The 18,838-nt window shown below is 38.8% G+C and carries 5 protein-coding genes; all 5 read right to left on the bottom strand.

Annotated features, from left to right (window positions below):
* Positions 1–28: 28 nt before the first annotated feature.
* Complete coding sequence (locus tag BM107_RS23690) at positions 29–8,845, bottom strand: non-ribosomal peptide synthetase (protein ID WP_159435309.1); 8,817 nt, start codon at positions 8,843–8,845, stop codon at positions 29–31.
* Between the two features lie 127 nt (positions 8,846–8,972).
* Positions 8,973–12,134 (bottom strand): non-ribosomal peptide synthetase, encoded by a 3,162-nt coding sequence (locus tag BM107_RS23685; RefSeq protein WP_090988032.1) that lies wholly within the window; start codon positions 12,132–12,134, stop codon positions 8,973–8,975.
* A gap of 81 nt (positions 12,135–12,215) precedes the next feature.
* Positions 12,216–14,072, bottom strand: a complete 1,857-nt coding sequence (gene asnB, locus BM107_RS23680) for an asparagine synthase (glutamine-hydrolyzing) (RefSeq protein WP_090988030.1) — start codon at positions 14,070–14,072, stop codon at positions 12,216–12,218.
* Between the two features lie 48 nt (positions 14,073–14,120).
* Entirely contained in the window at positions 14,121–15,749 is a 1,629-nt protein-coding gene (locus BM107_RS23675) for an MBL fold metallo-hydrolase (RefSeq protein WP_090988028.1), read from the bottom strand.
* A gap of 81 nt (positions 15,750–15,830) precedes the next feature.
* On the bottom strand, positions 15,831–18,838 hold a 3,008-nt coding region (locus BM107_RS23670), incomplete at its 5' end, for a non-ribosomal peptide synthetase (protein ID WP_139222331.1).

Genomic DNA, 18,838 nt, shown 5'->3' with positions numbered 1-18,838 from the left:
TACCTTAAATTGTTCCTGATTAGCAGCACTAATCTTCCTGGTCTGTATTGAAAAGACTAACCATGCCTTCCAGTGCTGATGCTGATAAATTTTCTTCTTCTGCATCCTGATTAATGACTGTAATCCGATCGATGTATCTGGCCTGAAGGCGAATTGTTGATAGTTCGAATAAATCGGCCACCGATAAACCGGCATTAAAATGTTGATTTATTTTACCTATTAAACCAATCAGTTTGAGCGAATTCCCACCTAAATCAAAAAAGTTCCTGTTTACGCCGATATTTTCTTCAAGTGTTTTCAATATTTCAGCCCAGATTTTTACAAGATCTTTTTCGGTTTGGTTAATTGCTTTGACGTTAATTTCATCATCGCTAATCAATTTTGGTTCTGGTAATGCTTTCCTGTTTACTTTGCCATTTGCCGTTAATGGAAATTCAGTTAAGTGAACATAGTAAGAAGGCACCATGTAAGCCGGTAAAAGTCCGTGAAGATAGGTTTGTAAAGTTTGTACAGGGATAACAGCTTCTGCTACATAAAAAGCGACAAGGTATTTATCTCCCTGATTTTCCCTGACCTGCACAATGGCTTCTCTTATGGCTGGTAATTCCAGCAGTCGGCCCGCAATTTCTCCAGGTTCAATGCGGTGTCCACGAATTTTAACCTGATCATCTATCCTGCCCAAAAATTCTATATTGCCATCTTTATCCTGCCTGGCGAGATCTCCGGTAAGGTACTCCCTTAAACCGTTCCCGGCTGTAAACACAAACCGCTCTTTGGTCTGGTGCACATTATTGAAATATCCGTTGGCCAAACAGACCCCGGAAAGACGGATTTCACCACTTACCCCTTGAGGCACCAAATTCCCATACTTATCCGTTATCCTGACACGGACATTATTGATGGGTTTTCCGATAGGAATTTTTCCTTTTCCATCCGGATGGACCAAATGATAAATGCAACCAATACTTGCTTCTGTTGGTCCGTATAAGTTTACGATTGATATTGACGGGTTATCAAGGAGAAATTGATGTGTAAATTTCACCGAAATCTCTTCTCCTCCCTGAATGATATACCGCAACGAGGCCAACTGCGAACTGATTTCATATTCGGGATTTTTAGAATACTCAAATACAGTATTGAATACCGATGGTGCAAAATCCACAAGTTTAATCTCATGTAATTTGATCAGCTTACAGATGTTTTCGCAGCTCATTTCAAAGAGTGGTGGCAGTATTATGGTCTTACCTCCATTAATTAATGGCCAAAATAGCTGCCATACCATACTGTCATATACATATCTGGTGGTTTGGAGAACAGATGTTGCGGTACTTTGCCCGAAAAAATCATTCATCCAGAACAACCTGTTCATGATTCCTTTATAAGGCACTTCAACCCCTTTAGGTATTCCTGTAGATCCTGAAGTAAAAATAATATACATTGGGTCTTCTGGTGTCAACTTCCTTTCTTCTGTACAGGATATATTGTGAAGCGATTCATAATTTACTTTTAAACTAAGTGGCGCTTCAAGGCCTTCAATATGTTCTCTACACAATACCACTGCAGCTTCAGTTAAAGCAATGCTCTGGTTCTGACGTGATAAAGGCCAGTGTAGATCAATAGGAACAAATGTGCAGGCATTTTTCATCACGGCCAGAAAAGAGATCAGCAGCTCAAGAGAGTGGTCGATCAGTACACCAATACGATCACCGCGTTTACCCCCCGATTTCCGGATTAATTCAGACAAACCATTTGCTTTTTCATCCAATTCGCGGTAACTCAGCTGCTGGTCCTTAAAAACAACAGCAACTGCATCAGGTACCATTTTTACCTGTTCGGCAAAAAGCGCTATAATTGTTCGTTTTTCGGGGTAAATCTTATTCATTCCCCGACCAAGATCAATTAAATGCTGCTCCTCTTTTTCTCCTAACAGGTTAATATTTCCAAGCAGGATATCCGGATTGGAAACTACTGTGCCAATAATTTGCTGCAGATATTCTCCAAAACTTTTAATGCGATCTGAAGTAAATAGATCGGTAGCATAGTCAAAGCTCAAGTATAAGCCCTCAGTCATTTCCATAACGGATAGTGAAAGATCAAATTTTGAGCTGTGCTCCCTATAATCATAACCACTGAGCACTAAACCCGGAATTTCCAGGATTTCGTTATCAAAATTTCCGTATGAAAACATAACTTCAAATAGAGGGTTGCGGCTGGCATCGCGCGTTAACTTTAACTCCTGTATAAGATCCTCATACTGAAAATCCTGGTGTTCGAAGCAAGATAGAGTGCTGGAACGCAGTTTTCTTAAGAATTCCCTGAAACTTAAACTGCCCGAGGGGTAATTCCGAAGCGCCAGTGTATTAACAAACATCCCGATAAGACCTTCAAGATCAGCGTGGCGTCTTCCTGCTACAGGGCTTCCTACTACCACATCTTCCCTGTTTGCCAAACGGGCAAGTAGAATGTTAAATGCTGATAATAATACCATAAACAGTGTTGCGCCTTCCTCTGCGCCTAAACGACGCAGGCCCCGGATTAGCTGTTCAGGCAATTCAAAAGTGTAAACCCCACCTTGGTGATTTCTTTTTTTAGGTCGTACAAAATCTGAAGGTAAATCCATCACCTCAGGTAAATCCCTGTATTCTTCCAGCCAGAATTTTTTCTGCAGACTTATCCTTATTCGTTCTTTCTCACTCCACTGCCACTCTGAATAATCTTTATACTGCAAGCGTAGCGGAAGGAGTTTTTCACCCTGATACAATTTCATAAAATCGCGAATCAGGATATCCTGTGAAATCCCGTCGTTAATAATATGGTGCATATCAATCATCAATAACGCTTCCTCTTCTGAAACAGAAGCTAATCCTGCACGAATGAGAAAATCTTTGCTGAGATCAAAAGGGCGAATAAACCTGCTTATTATTTCGTTTAATTCAATTTTTCCCGCTTGATGTTCTTCCATTGAAAAATTGGAGCCATCGCCAATTACCTGGAATGCTTCTCCGTCTTTCCAAACAAAATTGGTACGTAAACTCTCATGCCTTGCTATAAGCTGAACAAATGTTGCCTGAACCTTTGCCCGATCCACTCTGCCGGAGATTTTGATGAGATGAGGCATGTTGTAAGCAACAGAATAATGATCTAGCTGTTGCAGAAAATATAATCGCTGCTGTGCAGACGATACACGATAAAAAGAACGCTTTGCTGATTCAGAAATCTCAGTATATTCGGCATGCCCGGCAGAATTATTGATATAAGCACAAAAACTCCGAATGTCCTGATGATTAAAAATTGCTGAAAGTGGTACCTGCACTTCCATTTCTTTCGAGATCTGATTAACCACATGTATGGCTTTCAAAGAATGACCACCCAGCTCGAAAAAACTGCTGTCAATATCAATATCCGTTATATTTAACTGGAGTGCTTCTGACCATATTTTCATCAGATGCTGCTCAGTAGCGGTTATCGGCCCATCATATTTCACTTTTGAAAACGAGAGGTCAGGCAGCGATTTGCGGTCTATTTTTCCATTTACAGTTAAAGGAAAACTGTCCAGATACACAAAACCTGCAGGAATCATATAATCAGGAAGAACATTCCGCAGAAATTTTCTAATTGCGCCCTCCTCAATTTCTTCTTCAGCTACATAATAAGCTGCCAGATATTTATCAGTATTATTCTGTTTTAGTAAGACCAGTGCCTGCTCTATTCCATCAAACTGCAATAAAACTTTTTCAATCTCCCCGGGCTCAATCCTGTATCCGCGAATCTTGGCCTGATCATCCACTCTGCCCAAAAATTCAATATAACCATCCATTGACCAGCGAACCAGGTCTCCTGTTCGATACATCAATGCACCCTCCAGGTAGGGATTTGGCACAAATTTCTCATCGGTTAATGCCTTGTTGTTAATATAGCCCTGAGCTAAACCAATTCCTGAGATACAAAGTTCTCCAACGGTACCATGTGGACTTAAACGCTGATACTGATCCATAATATATACACTTGTTCCGCAAATTGGCCGGCCTATAGGTATCTGCTGGTTTCCTTTAATATCGCGGGGTATTTTATAACAGCAGGTGAAAGTGGTGTTTTCCGTTGGGCCATATCCATTATAAACTGTAACACCAGGTAATGCTGCATAAACTTTAATCACCGAGGAAGCATGTACCACATCTCCTCCTGACAATAAGTATTTTAAAGGCAGTTTTTCAATATTGCTATTTACCCATTGATCAAGCAGTCCTGAAGTGAGCCATAGAGTGTTAATTTGCGCTTCTCTAATCAGCTGATTTATTTTCAATACATCAACATACTTTTCGGGGTAAATGACTACACGGCCTCCGCTTAAAAGTGCCGGCCATATTTCAAAAGTTGCAGCATCAAATGAGGCTGACGATAATTGAAGCGTTACCGTATCCCTGTTGAAAGCGATATCTTCCAGATCCAGCAACCTTAAAATTGCCCGGTGTGGCACCATAACACCCTTCGGATAACCAGTACTGCCGGAAGTGTAATTGATATAAGCAATATCTCCGCCTCCAAAGGATGCTGTTAAATAAGCCCCAGGGGCTGGTATATCATTTTCAAGATATTTATTCAGGTCCAGCACAATGAGGCCTGCTTTAGATTTAAAGTGCTCACCGGCTAAAATAACTTTTGCATTCAGTTCATCAAGTATATGCGTAATCCGGCCTTCTGGATATTCCGGATCAATCGGCACATAGGCTGCTCCTGCTTTCAGTATTCCTAAAATGCCAATAATCAGCGCCGACGAACGTTCAACAAATACCGGAACAAGTGTCCCTTTTTTAACCCCCTGCTCCTTTAATAGATTTGCAATATATTCTGATTTTTTATCCAATTCAGAATAGCTGATGTCGCAATCTTCAAAAGTCAGTGCAATGGCATCGGGTGTCTTCATTACTTGTTCGGTAAAAAGATGAACCACAGTCTGATCTTCATGATATGATCTTTCTGCCCCCCTACCCAACGCCAGTAAAACAGCTTCTTCCTCAGTCCCTGATAATTTAATATCGCTCAAACAGATATTCTGATGATTTAATACCACATCAACAATGCGCTGCAGGTAAACACCAAACTGAACAATGCGTTCCGGGGTAAACAAATCAGTAGAGTAATTGAAAGTCAATGAAATGCTTTCCTGTCCTTCCCTCACGGCTAATGTAAGATCAAATTTTGAGCTCCTTTCCTGATGGTGGTATGGAGTCATTGTCAGACCTGAAATATCCAACGTTTCCGTACTGAAGTTTTCATAAGAAAAAATGACATCAAAAAGAGGATTGCGCCCCATCTCCCTGGTCAGTTTCAGTTCTTCAACCAATTCCTCATACTGAAAATCCTGGTGGTCCAGACAAGAGAGCGTCCGTGAGCGTAAATCGCTCAGAAATTCCCTGAAATTTAGGTTCCCTTTAGGATAGTTACGCAGCGGCAGGGTATTTACAAACATCCCGATGATGTCTTCCAGATCGGCATGACGTCTTCCGGCAACAGGGCTTCCAACCACAATATCTTCTTTTCCAGACAAATGCCCGAGGAAAATATTATAAACAGATAAAAGAACCATATACAAGGTTGCACCTTCCTGGGCTGCCAATTCCCTCAATGCGCTTGTAGTTTCTTTGCTGATTTCAAAAGTGTAACTATCACCTTTATAGCGCCTCTGTTTTGGCCTGATATAATCGATGGGCAACTCCAGTACTTCCGGTAATGCGTTATACTCTGCAAGCCAGAAATCTTTTTGTTGAATAAGTTGAAGCTTTTCGTTTTCATTTTGCTGCCATTCGGAATAGTCTTTGTATTGCAAACGAAGTACAGGCAATTCTTCTCCTTTATATAATTTTAGAAAATCGCGGATCAATAAATCCTGAGAAACTCCATCTGTTATAATATGGTGCATGTCGACCATCAGGATATGATCTTCTCTTCCAACAGCAACCAACCCTACCCGGATAAGCGGGGAATTATTTAGCTGAAACGGACGAATAAACTGATTGATTACGCTCTCCAGTTCGGCCTCAACAGCGGTATATTCCTCTACCCGAAACCCTGAACCATCCCCGATTACCTGAAATACCTTTCCATCAGCCTGCACAAAACCGGTACGCAGACTTTCATGACGGGAAATTAGGGCATTGAAGACAGCAACCAGCTTTTCGCGATCCATTTTTCCTGTCATCCGGACAAGCTTAGGCATATTATAGGCCAGCGAATCTTTATCCAGTTCATATAAAAAATATAACCTTGACTGCGCAGATGATAAATGGTAAAAACTTTGGTTTGGAGCAATCGGTATGGTAGCGTTTATTGAAGGAATAGCAAGATTGCTGATGTAAATGGATAAGCTGGTGATGGTATCATGATTAAATATTTCTTTAAGCGGAACTTCACTTGCCATTTGTTTTCTGATTCTATTCATCAGATTTACCGCATTCAACGAATGACCGCCAAGTTCAAAGAAGCTACTGTTTACACTAATTTTTTCAACATCGATATGCAGGATTTCAGACCAGAGTTGAACCAGTTCTTTCTCTGTCGTTGTTGTAGGTTCCTGATAATTATATGTGGTGCTAAATGTTACCTCGGGTAGAAGTTTACGATCAATTTTTCCATTTGTATTTAGTGGAAAGGTAAAAAGATGCACATAATACACCGGCACCATATATGCCGGAAGAATAGTGAGCAGGTATTCCTTAAGAGAAAAAATTTCATGCTCAGCACTATAATAGGCAACCAGATATTTCTCCCCTTCACGCATCATGACTGTAACCAAAGGCTGATTCACTCCTGCAAATTGCAGTAGGCTACGTTCTATTTCTGCTGGTTCAATGCGGTAACCTCTGATTTTGAGTTGTTCGTCAGTTCTCCCTCTGAATATAATTTTATTTTCAAGATTGCGTGTGGCAAGATCACCGGTTTTATATATTCTAAGGCCGTTTACTGATGCCGTATTTATAAATTTTTGCCCGGTAAGTTCTTCCTGGTTAAAATATCCGGCTGCCAGCCCCGCCCCAGCTATATAAATCTCGCCTGTGGCTCCCACCGGAACATGGTTAAAATCCTTATCCAGGAGATAAATGGCAGTATTTGCTATTGGATAACCAATTGGCACGGTAAAGCTTTCATCCTGAGGATCATACTTATAAATCATACAACCAACAGTAGCCTCTGTTGGCCCATATTCATTATAGATATCGATTTGCCCGTCAAACAGCTGGTATATTTCGGCGGCCAGCTGGCTTGATAATTCTTCCCCTCCTAAAATCAGTTTTTTATTCTTTTTTGATTTTTTGCACAGGGCCGAGTCTAAATGTTTTACAATATTTAAGTGTGCGGGAGTTAATTTGATAATATCTATTTCATCATTTACAAACAGCGTATTAATTGTATCCGCTCCTGCATTTTGATAAACCATTATTTTGTTACCAGATATTAATGGCGTAAAAATCGAGGTAATCGTTAAATCAAATGAAATGGAAGTATAAAGGGGGAAAGTCGCTTTGGAATTGTTAATGTAAAAATCAGAAGCCCAGGTAATGTAATTAAGCAGGGAATGGTGTTTAATGACCACACCTTTGGGCTTCCCTGTAGAACCTGAAGTAAAAATGACATAAGCAATATCTTCTCCATTTACTTCATTTAAAGACTGTCCAGCTGAAAATGCACTGATTTTCGACTCGTGCAGGTCTAAGTCCAGTATTTCTATATCTGAAATCTGGTGTCCCCTCAAAATCACCAGACTCAAATCAGCTTCGGTAATTACCGCGTCCCTTTTAGGAGCAGGATAAGCAGGATCGATGGGTATGTAAATTGCCCCGGCCTTTAATATTCCCAATATTACCGGTATGAGTGCAGTTTCATGCATCAGACATACTCCAACCCGATCTCCTTTTTTAATATGATAACTGTACACCAGATAACCGGCAATCTGATCCGACCACTGATCCAATTCCTGGTAGCTGTAAAAAGCATCTGCTACAGCAAAAGCAATATTTGCAGGATTAAGCCGCGCTTGTTCTCTGAACAAGGAAATTACGGTAGATTTTTGAGGAACAATGTGATTCAGACTGTTTATACTGGCTAAAACCTGTTCTTTCTCTTGCGCATTAATAACCTCGATTTTATTTACAGGGAGATTAACATCCAGCATCACTTTGGAAAGAATATCCAGGAAAATATTTCCGATATATTCTATAAAAGATGCTTCGTAACAGTTATTGTTAAATTTTATTTCCAGCGTTTGCTTTGTGATATGGAAAGAAAATATAAGATTAAGATTTAATTCCTGAAGAAGCTGACCTTTTTGCAATTCTTCAACCTGTAATCCAACCAAATCAATCAACTCAAAATCTACGAAATCGCTGAATATTTTTGCTATTGGATAAGCCCTGTAATTAAAATCTTTTAGCAGTTCGTCCTTACTTCTGATCAGCAATTCAACAAACTTCTGTTCTGAAATGTTATTGCTTCTGAATGGGATGACGCCATTTTTAATCTCCGTACCTTCTTCCTCGTAAGCAGGTGTTAAAATGCAAATGTCATTTTTGCCCGAAAACTTGTGCCCTAAAATTGTAAGCACAGAGAGCAGTACAATGTGCTTGCTCTTAGCTGAGGGTGCAATTTTATTAAGTCCGGTAAAAACAGGTGATGCAATATCCAATACACAATTACCTGGTTCACCTGTATGTTCTTTGTTGATCTGGTTAGGATTGTTAAAATAAGATCCTGGCTCAAAATCGTTAAGTCTTGCTTCCCAATAATATCTTGCACTAATATTTCTATTAGTTTCAATGGTTTTAAAATTAAGTTTAGATTTATCAGACATATTACTTAGTGGTTCTAAAAGCAATATCATTGTCAATCATAAGATTAACCATGATGGTGTATTTCATTTGGTTAAATTTTGGGCAAGGGGCTTATCAGGAATAGTGGCATAACCTGAGATCAAGCGCTTAGATATTAAATGAAATATCATTGGCTATATATTCCGGCGATTGTTCGGCATCACCAACCAGATCAATCAATTCCCGATCAGGATTTTCAGAAATTGCAATGGCCAATTTTTTAAAGTGTGCAATCAGATTTTCTATGTCCGTTACCGAAAAATACCTGCTGGCATATTCCATTCTGCATTTAAAAACATCGTTTGATTCACTAACCACTAAAGAAAGTGGGTACTTGGTTGTCTTATTTTCAAATTCATAATAAGCAAAGCCTGTATCTTTTAATTCCAGCCTGCCTTTATCAAAATTTTGGTAAACAAACATCACATCAAACAATTTCGTGTCCGAAACGGCCTTATTCTTATTCACCTCTATCAAAATATCAGCAAGATCATACATCTGATGGGCTTGTACCTCGACTAAAACCTTACTAACACTTTTTAAAAGTTCATGAAATGATTGCTTTGCATCTACCTGGTACCTAACCGGAAGCGTTCTTGCAAACATCCCCACTAAAGGCTCAAGTCCCTGCTGTAACCTACCTGAAGACATGGTTCCGATGACCAGATCATCCTGTCCGGTTAACTGGTTCATGAATAAAAAGAAAACTGAATATAAGGCCGAGAAACTATTGATACCCGCATCACCATTTCCGGCGTACAATCCCTTTACCACACTGCTTTCGATTTCAAAATTTATCTGGTCGCCAGATTCATCAGTGTTATCTTCCAAAGATTCACTTAGCGGAAGTTCCAGTTGGGGAACAGTTCCACTAAACATGTTCATCCAATAGCTTTTTTGCAGGCTATATTCAGCAGATGCACTAAAACTTTTCTCCCATTCACTGTAATCCGTATAATCGAGACTTAGCGGTTTAAGTGAATTACCGACATACATATCCAGAAAATCTGAAAATATATTAACCTGCGACAGTCCATCGCAAACAATATGATGAATATCAAAAACTATAAAATTCCGATTCTCAGCAGTTAAATGAGCAGCTCTGAAGATGGGGCCTTTATTCAGGTCAAATGGTTTTATAAAAGAATCGATTCCTTCTTTGATTTGCGTACTGCTAATTTTTTCCAGGCTAAAAGCAAATTCGGGATTAATTCTCTGCTGAATGCCATCTTCGTTAGCAATAAATTGACTCATTAAAACTTTATGCCTTGAAACCAGTGTCTTAAAGGTTTGCTTAATCCGATCTGCATCTGCATTATCGGTAATTTCGAACACCACCGGTAAATTATAGGCTGTGCTTTGTTTATTAAGTTCGTAAAGAAAATATAGTCTTTCCTGTGCTGCAGAGAGATAATAGGCTTCTTTCTCCGGTGCTTTTTTAATTTCAAACAGGTCATTTCTTATCGCGCTCATTATGTAAGCTGCCTGACTCCTGATGGTAAGCATTTTAAAGAGATCGCTTAGCGGAAACCTTACCTTAAAGCGGGCATATATTTTAGCTATCAATTTCATGATACTAAGTGAGTTGCCCCCTATCTTGTGAAAATTATCCTCAGTTGATATTTCTGATGATCCTAAAATTTCACTCCAGATTGCTAACAAATCACATTCAATTTCATTTTCCGGTGCCACGATCACTGATTTGTGGCTGGATTCGTAAGTTTCTGACAGCTTTTTATAATCAATCTTTCCGTTGCCCAATAATGAGAATGCTGTCATTAAAAGTATATCAGCGGGCACCATATAAGCCGGTAAATTATCATTAAGATAATTTCGGATACCACTTTCTAAATTTGAATCCTTTTCTGAGGTTTCATTGGCAATTACAAAGGCAATGATCGACTCCTGATTCAAACTGCCTGTATTTTCATCAGTCGATTCATCCGGCCTTGTCCATTTAATTACAACGGCATTTTTTACCAGTCCGGATTGTGTAAGTACGTTTTCAATCTCATCCAGTTCAATCCTGATCCCCCTTAATTTCACCTGACGATCCTCTCTCCCAAGAAGTTCATAATTCCCATCAGTTAACATCCGGGCCTTATCTCCTGTTCTAAAGGCCTTTTTCCCTTCAAACGGGCCTGAGTTAATCAGGATGAATTTTTCAGTCGTAAGTTCCGGTGCATTGATGTAACCCTTGGTGAGAAAATCAGAAATAATGTATAATTCACCGGATATTAAAACGTTACAAGGTTTAAAATCCTTATTTGTAACCAGTAAATTTGTATCGGCTATAGGTTTACCAATAGGTATCCTGTTTTTGGAAACATCGGCCGGCTTAATCCGGTAAAATGCCCTGATCAGGGTAGTTTCGGTGGTACCATAAAAATTGCACAATTGGATCCTGTCTTTAAAAGTCTCGTACCAGTTTTTTAATTCTTCAGGAATAATCTTTTCTCCTGATAAAAGGATATATTTCAACTGTTTTAAACGATCTGCAGTTAATGCTTTGTAATCTTTTATTAACCTGAAAACGCTTGGTACGCAATGAATCAATGAAACTTCCGACTGTTCTAACCAGTGAATCATTTTTTCAGCTGTAAAGAAATCTTCATTATCCGGTGGTACACAAAGTACTCCGCCAGTAGACAAAGGCAAAAATATATCTCTTAAAAAGGCATCAAAATAAGGGCTGATCAACTGACTTACTTTACAGGAGCTGTCGATATTAAATTCTGCTGCTTCCCAGGTCAAAAACTGGGTCAGACTAGCGTTTTTTCCAACAATTGCCTTTGGAATGCCTGTAGAACCAGATGTAAAATAAATGTATAAGCTATCTTCTTCCTCAAAATCCGGATAAATTAGCGGAGTAGCCTCTTCAGGAGAAAATCTTCCAATTAAATCCTCTACCAAATAAACATTTGATAATGAAACAAATGCTTCAGGAACATTTCCAGATATAATAACATGATCCAGCCTTAAATTTTCTTTAATTGCTTCGAGCCTGTTTAATGGCCATGATCGGTCAATAGGCACAAACACACATCTTGCATTAGCAATTCCAATGATCGCTTTGATCAGATCAGCTCTGTCATCTAAAATGATTCCGATGCTTGTACCATGTGGAATATCATCGTCAATTAATTGTTTCGTAATCCTGTTGGCATCGGTTAATAACTCCGCATATGATACTTTGCTATCCTTATACTCAATAGCTATATTTTCTTTTCCGCGATTGAGACTTTCAATCAATTTATGTTGAAATATCATAATTCATTTATTAAGTGTAATGGCTTGAACTGCGTTATTTGAATTTTAATTCTGGAAATTCAGGTAAGTAATCTTGCTGGCTTACATAAATGTTTCCAGCAACATGCCAAAAGTGATGACAGTAGATAACAAATCACTTTCATAAGGGGCATTTACGGCAAAACCTTTAGTACTATATAAGGTTTTGAGCTTTTCAATTTCATCAGGATTAAAATATCCTTGTCTTTTAATCCGGTCATAGGATAAAAGATCATTGATGTAAGTCGAATTCTGCTGTAACAAATACGGGCTTCCCGGAGCAATAAAATGAAATTTTTCGCGCTCCATGATACTTTTTGGAAGGATACTTTCTCCTATTTTGCGCAAAATGTACTTTTCTGTAAATTCGTTTAGTTTCAGTTCTGATGGAATTTTAGCAGAATATTCAATCAGATTTTTATCAAGAAAAGGGTATCTGACTTCTACAGAGTTTGCCATTGCCATCCTGTCGCCATGATCGCCAACCAAATGATCTACTAGTCTTAATTTATAATCGATGTAAGCTCTTTTGTTGAGGACATCCCTATTTTTAATTCGTTCTTTGTTAACAACCTGATAATTGAGGCAATTAATTTCGTCGTACCGGTCATTTAAATCCTTTGAATAAAGGTTTCTTTTTAAGATGTCAAAATCAGTGAAATTACGTTCGTAAAAGAAATCTTCATCGCCCCAAAGTTTGTTTCGTACTTTCTTTTCTGCTGCAGTACTTTCATTTGCTATCAGCTTCAGGGAACGCATCTTATCAAATCTGTATCCAACATAGCCTGCAAAAAATTCGTCGGCTCCCTCTCCTGATAAAATTACTTTCAAATCATGCGACCTGACACTTTCCGATAAAGCCATCGAAGCGGTATTGTAAGTTTCTTTAATTGGACATTCACTATGGTAAACAGATAACTTTAATCGCTCGATAATATCATTATAAGGAAACATATTTTTAGTCAGAACAGATCCGCACGCGCTTGAAATGATTTCCTGATAATTGGCCTCAGAATATAAAGCATCTTCAAAATCAATTGAAAAGGCTTTCCTGAGGACTTTTGGTGCCTGCTGCTTCACCTTCATGGCAATCATAGACGAATCTAGTCCACCACTTAGATAAAAACCGGTGGGAACATCTGCCCGCAATCTCAATTTTACTGATTCATCAAACAATGCTTCGAGCTCGTCAATATAATCCTGTTCTGCTTTCCCATTCAACAGGGTTTCGCCCTCAGGGTAGATCAAATCCCAGTATTCGACATCTTTTAAATTGCCATTATCATCAAAAAGCAGGTAATGTCCATTTTCCAGGCTTTTAATATTTTTAAACATGGTTCTCGGACTGATTAACCCGGCAAATGTAAATACCTGGTCAAGGCCTACTGTATCTATTTCCTTTACTACTTCGGGATGTTCGAGAATTGCTTTTATTTCTGATCCAAAAATAAAAGTATGGTTAACCTGGGTATAGAAGAATGGGATGATTCCCATTTGGTCTCTGGCACAAAACAACAGTTTTTTTCTTCTGTCATACAGGGCAAAGGCAAACTGACCATTAAGTTCATTTAAAAAATCAGGACCTTTTTCTTCATATAAATGGAGGATGACTTCGATGTCTGTTGTTGTTCTAAATTGATGCCCTTTTTTAATTAATTGTGCTTTGAGCTCAATATAATTGAAAATCTCACCATTGCAGATGAGCACGAGGGATTCATCTTCATTGTACAGTGGCTGCATACCATCCTGTAAGCCAATGATACTTAACCTGGTAAATCCAAGCACAACATTTTCTAAGAGCAAAGTATCCTGAGCATCCGGACCGCGGTGAATGAGCTTACGAGTCATTTTCTCTATGATCTCTTTGTCGTTACTGTTTGCACGCGAATCATATTTTAGAAAGCCACAAATACCACACATAGGATTATTTTAGTTTGAATAGATGATGTAAAAAACCGGGAATAATGCTTAGAAATCCTGTAAGCTTTCTTTTAATTGAAGCTCATCATATGTATAAAACAATTCCTTCTCTCCAAATAATCGCTCTGCGACTATATTTTTACTTTTACAATATTCTACCAACATATCTGATTGAACAATCGGATGTGAGGTAGCTGTGTATTTGATACTGCTTATAAATTCCAGCCAGGGCTCCTGGCCCATAGCATAAACGTAAGCTTCCTTTGGGTTAAAAATATTGATCAGATGCGTTCCCCTCTCGCAATCACAACCGGAAAGTCTTCTTGACTGATCATTTTCCCTCGAAAGTTTCTCTGTCAATAAGGGGCCATATAACCAGGACAATGGTGCTCCATCACATTCCATCCCCAGAAAAATAACATCTATATCTCCTATAATTGCATGTATATGTTCGTAAATTTTTGCTTCCAGAATTCTAGAATCGGCAACAAAAAGAAAAGTAAACTGATCGACTGCGACATGAAAACAGGCCTTGGATTTTATATTTAAATCGCTATGCTCTCCGGTAAATGGAAGGCCGGTAATTTTTACATTTTTCATTTTGATTTCTTCCATCTCATCTATTTCAATCACGTTATTAAAGCCGGCATTCTGAAACATCAGTTTGAGGTTTGGATCCTGTAAAGCACCTCCCGAAGTTCTGGGAACAACAATATTTTTGATTTTATGACGCAATGGCAATAAAGTTTCAAACAGAATATGATCCTGATGATTGTGGGTAATCAGTACATAATCAATCACATCAGGAATATCTATATCTGAAAAATGAGCAACACTTGATTCATAGCCATAATAACTAATTACCGGATCAGTGATGATGCAAACATCTTGCGTTTCGATCATGATGCATGCATGCCCGAAATACCTCATTCTGGCTTTCGATCCTTTATATCTTTCGTAAGGTTGACAAGGTTCGGTGGTAAAAAAAGAATCAAATAACGCCCTGTCCTGGTCCTTTATGCCAAGTACCTGAGCTATTTCATCAATAGAGCCTGGTTCCCTTTTCATTTTGCTCAACTGATCTATTCCGCGATGATCAAACGGAATATCAAGGTGCAAAACATCAGGTTCATCGAGACGAGGGGTGCTCAGGCAAAAAGGTCTTTCATCATTTGAAGTTGACCATAAAGCAATACTTTGAGCAGATTTATTGTAAAATTCACTTTTATAAAGCAGTGGTTCAAAAAAACGGAATGAAGCATTGTTATTCAGGTCATAAACCAATTCCACATACCCTTTAAGAATTTCAGGAACCTTTTCGTATAAGGGTTCGAGAGAGCCACCATTAACATTGGTTTTGAGCATGCTGTCCAATTCCTGTATGGCTTCTGCAAAGCGGATTGATTTATTTTGTTTTTCCAGGGTTTTTGCTTTCAATAACGCAATATCTGCTGTTCTCTCCGTTGGAAAATCCATAAAAGGCCCACCCAGCATTTTTGGGTTTTTTACTGCCGCTTCGTGCATTTTTGGAGATTGAAGATATGAATTCATGATTTTTAAATGCCTGCCAACAATATTCATGGCACTTGTTGCAGGAGAAATCAGATGTGGCCAGGCATACCACCTGTCAAATAATGGCTCTATAACCACGTTGGGTTTTAACAAAAATTTTTCCATGTTACTGCTTATTTAGGTTTACTAAAAAATAGTTTATTCGTTAAGATGAGTTATATCTATGGAGGTAATTTTGAGCAGGAATTAAAGTTCAATGTTACCAATGCTCAACTGACAGTTTTCAATAACTATGCTGAGGATAGTTTGATAGTAGTTCAAAAGAACCGCTATCATTTCGTCTTCATACACTTCTTCATTATAAATAAATTCAATCCTGAACTGATCATTCAGTTCAGTAACTTCTAATTTAAAATCATACTGGGTTGTTTTTTCGCGTTCAATATGCGCTGATTTGAATTTCTGTCCGTCCAGTTCAAAATCTGCCTTCCCTTCCATATAATTAGCAAAGGCAAAATGAATATTAACTAAAGGTTTTGGTGTAGAATTTCCTGAATTGATCATGCTAACCATATCATCAAACTGGAAATCCTGGTTTTCGAATGCATTCAGCACCACTTCCCTGACGCGGTGTAGAAATTCGATATATTGTTCTCCTTCATTTAGGTGAATCCTTAGCGGCAGGATATTTACGAACGTTCCTACCACATGCTGTAGATCGCTATCTGTTCTGCCAATCGAATCGCTGCCAATAATCAGATCAGCCTGATCAGACATTTTATATATGAGAATGTAATAAACTGACAATAAGAGCATAAACTCTGAAACATTTGCAGCTACTGAAAATTCCTTTGCCTTTCTGTAAAGTTCCTGATCAACTGTGAGCACCTGTATTTTTGCTGCTTCAGTTCCACCTTCAAAATCATTGCTGTTTTCTGCAAGCGCTACCAGGGGAAGATCTCCCGAAAGGGTATTTTTCCAGAATTCCTTTTGTTTCAGTAGTGCGCTGTTGCTGCTTTGTTGCCATGCGGCATAATCTATATACCTATATTTTAGTTTCTCCAAAGGATTGCCCAGGAAAATATGCTTAAAATCCTGCATCAGGATATTTAATGAAATCCCGTCAGCAACAATGTGGTGAACATCAAAAAGTAAGGCTTTAACACCATCTTTAAGGTTTAAAAGCCCAAAGCGAACCAAAGGTCCCTCCAATAGATCAAATGGTTTAATAAATTTTGCAAAGCCCTCTTCAATGTTGTCTGCTTCTAAAAAGGTCAGGCCAGTTGGAGCATCCTTATTGATCTGCTGCCTAAGACCATCTACAGTCATTAAGAAATTCGTTTTCAAGCTTTCATGCCGGTCTGTAAGTAGCTGTAAAACTTTGCCAATCTTTAGCAGATCGGTTTGTCCTTCAAGAAAATATGCGCCAGAAATATTGTACGCCAGGCTTTCTTTGTGACTAAGGTATTGATAGAATAATCTTTCCTGTGCTGACGACGCCGGAAAAGGACCTTCATTTATCAGTATTTGAATCCCTAAATCATCCTTAGCCAGATTTTCTCTTAGTAATTTAGCCAGCTTCGAGATGGAATTGTATGCAAATACTTCCCTCAATTCTATCTTGTTGGAAAATTCTTTTTGAATGCCGATCATCAGGTGAACCGCTTTAATGGAGTTACCACCCATTTCAAAGAAATTACGATCTGTACTGATTAACGCGGGATCAACATTTAGTATTTCTCCCCAAATCAATACCAATTTCTCTTCAGTCTCATCAATTGGAGAAAAGTGTTTCCTTGAACCTGAAAAGAATAAAACCGGCTCAGGAAGTAATTTTCTGTCAATTTTTCCATTTGCAGTTTGAGGCATCTCGTTTAAGCGTATAAACAAAGAAGGCACCATATAAATTGGGAGTGCTTTTAACAATTGAGTTCTGATTTCTTCGTCTTCAATTTCTCCGGATGAGACCAAATATGCAACCAGCAATTTACTGCCATTATGTTCCTTGGCCATCACTACAGCCTCTTTGAGCTGATTAAGGGCTAAAAGCTGGTATTCTATTTCACCGGCCTCCATTCGGTACCCATCTATTTTGATCTGATTATCCGCTCTCCCGCTAAGTTGTACCTCACCGGTTGAAAGCCATTTCCCTATATCCCCGGTTTTGTAAATTAATTCTTCTTTATCTTTCGAAAACCGGTAGTTAATAAATTTTTCACTTGTTAGCGCTGGCTTCCGGTAATATCCCTGAGACAGTCCGTCGCCACCTATGTATAAATCACCATTCACACCAATAGGAAGCAGATTCATTTCCTTATCGAGAATGTACAGCCTGGTGTTGGCAATTGGCTTACCAATATTAACCCTTTCCTTTAAATGAAGTTGGGCTGCAGACGACCAGATAGTTGTTTCTGTTGGGCCATATAAATTCCAGATAGCTTGGTTTGCAGTTAACACCAATTGATCTTTTAATTTATCTGTAAGCGCCTCTCCCCCTGAAAGGATTTTAGTTTTTCTGTTATTTTTCCAACCAGCATCCAATAACAGCTGCCATCTTGATGGGGTAGCCTGAACGAAATCGGGACGAAGCTTTTCTATTTCAGCAATTAATATTTGCGGGTCTGACAATGCCTTTGTTGAAGCAATTGCCACTTGTCCACCTGTACACAAAGGCAGGTAAAATTCAAGACACGATATATCAAAGCTAAAAGTTGTAAGACTTAAGAACAGGTCATTTTGGCCAGCCCCCAGCAAGCTTGTCATTGAAGAAATAAAGTTATATAGCGCCCGGTGAGTGATCATTACTCCTTTTGGCTTTCCTGTAGTACCAGATGTGTACATGATATATACCAGTTCTTTTGAATCTGGAAGCCTGGTTTCTAAATGATTAGCCTCTTTTCTGATCTTATCCTCAACCTGATCGATATTAATTACCTTAATTGAGCTCCCTTCAAAAGCTGCCGCTGTACCATTGGCTGAAATGACCAGCGGAGCATCAATATCGTTCAGTATATATTCAATCCTTTCCTTTGGATGGCTTGGATCTATAGGAATGTAGGCACATCCCGCTTTCATTACCCCAAGTAGTACAATGATCAATTCAGCAGATCTGTCCATGTATACCGGCACTAATTTCTCTGGAATGATTTCATGGTTTTTAAGGTAGTTCGCTATCTGATTGCTTCGCTGGTCTAGTTCGGCATAGCTCATCACCTGTTCTTCATCCCTCAATGCCACAGCATCAGGTGTTTTAC

The sequence above is a fragment of the Pedobacter suwonensis genome, assembly GCF_900111825.1.
In the GTDB taxonomy this organism is placed as follows: Bacteria; Bacteroidota; Bacteroidia; order Sphingobacteriales; family Sphingobacteriaceae; genus Pedobacter; species Pedobacter suwonensis.
The sequence above is the reverse complement of the archived record's forward strand: the minus strand, read 5'-3'. Positions and strand labels throughout refer to the sequence as shown.

Bases quoted from the DNA above. Each gene is read 5' to 3' on its own strand.
- BM107_RS23690 (WP_159435309.1), bottom strand. From the start codon at position 8,845: ATGTCTGATAAATCTAAACTTAATTTTAAAACCATTGAAACTAATAGA.
- BM107_RS23685 (WP_090988032.1), bottom strand. From the start codon at position 12,134: ATGATATTTCAACATAAATTGATTGAAAGTCTCAATCGCGGAAAAGAA.
- asnB (WP_090988030.1), bottom strand. From the start codon at position 14,072: ATGTGTGGTATTTGTGGCTTTCTAAAATATGATTCGCGTGCAAACAGT.
- BM107_RS23675 (WP_090988028.1), bottom strand. From the start codon at position 15,749: ATGGAAAAATTTTTGTTAAAACCCAACGTGGTTATAGAGCCATTATTT.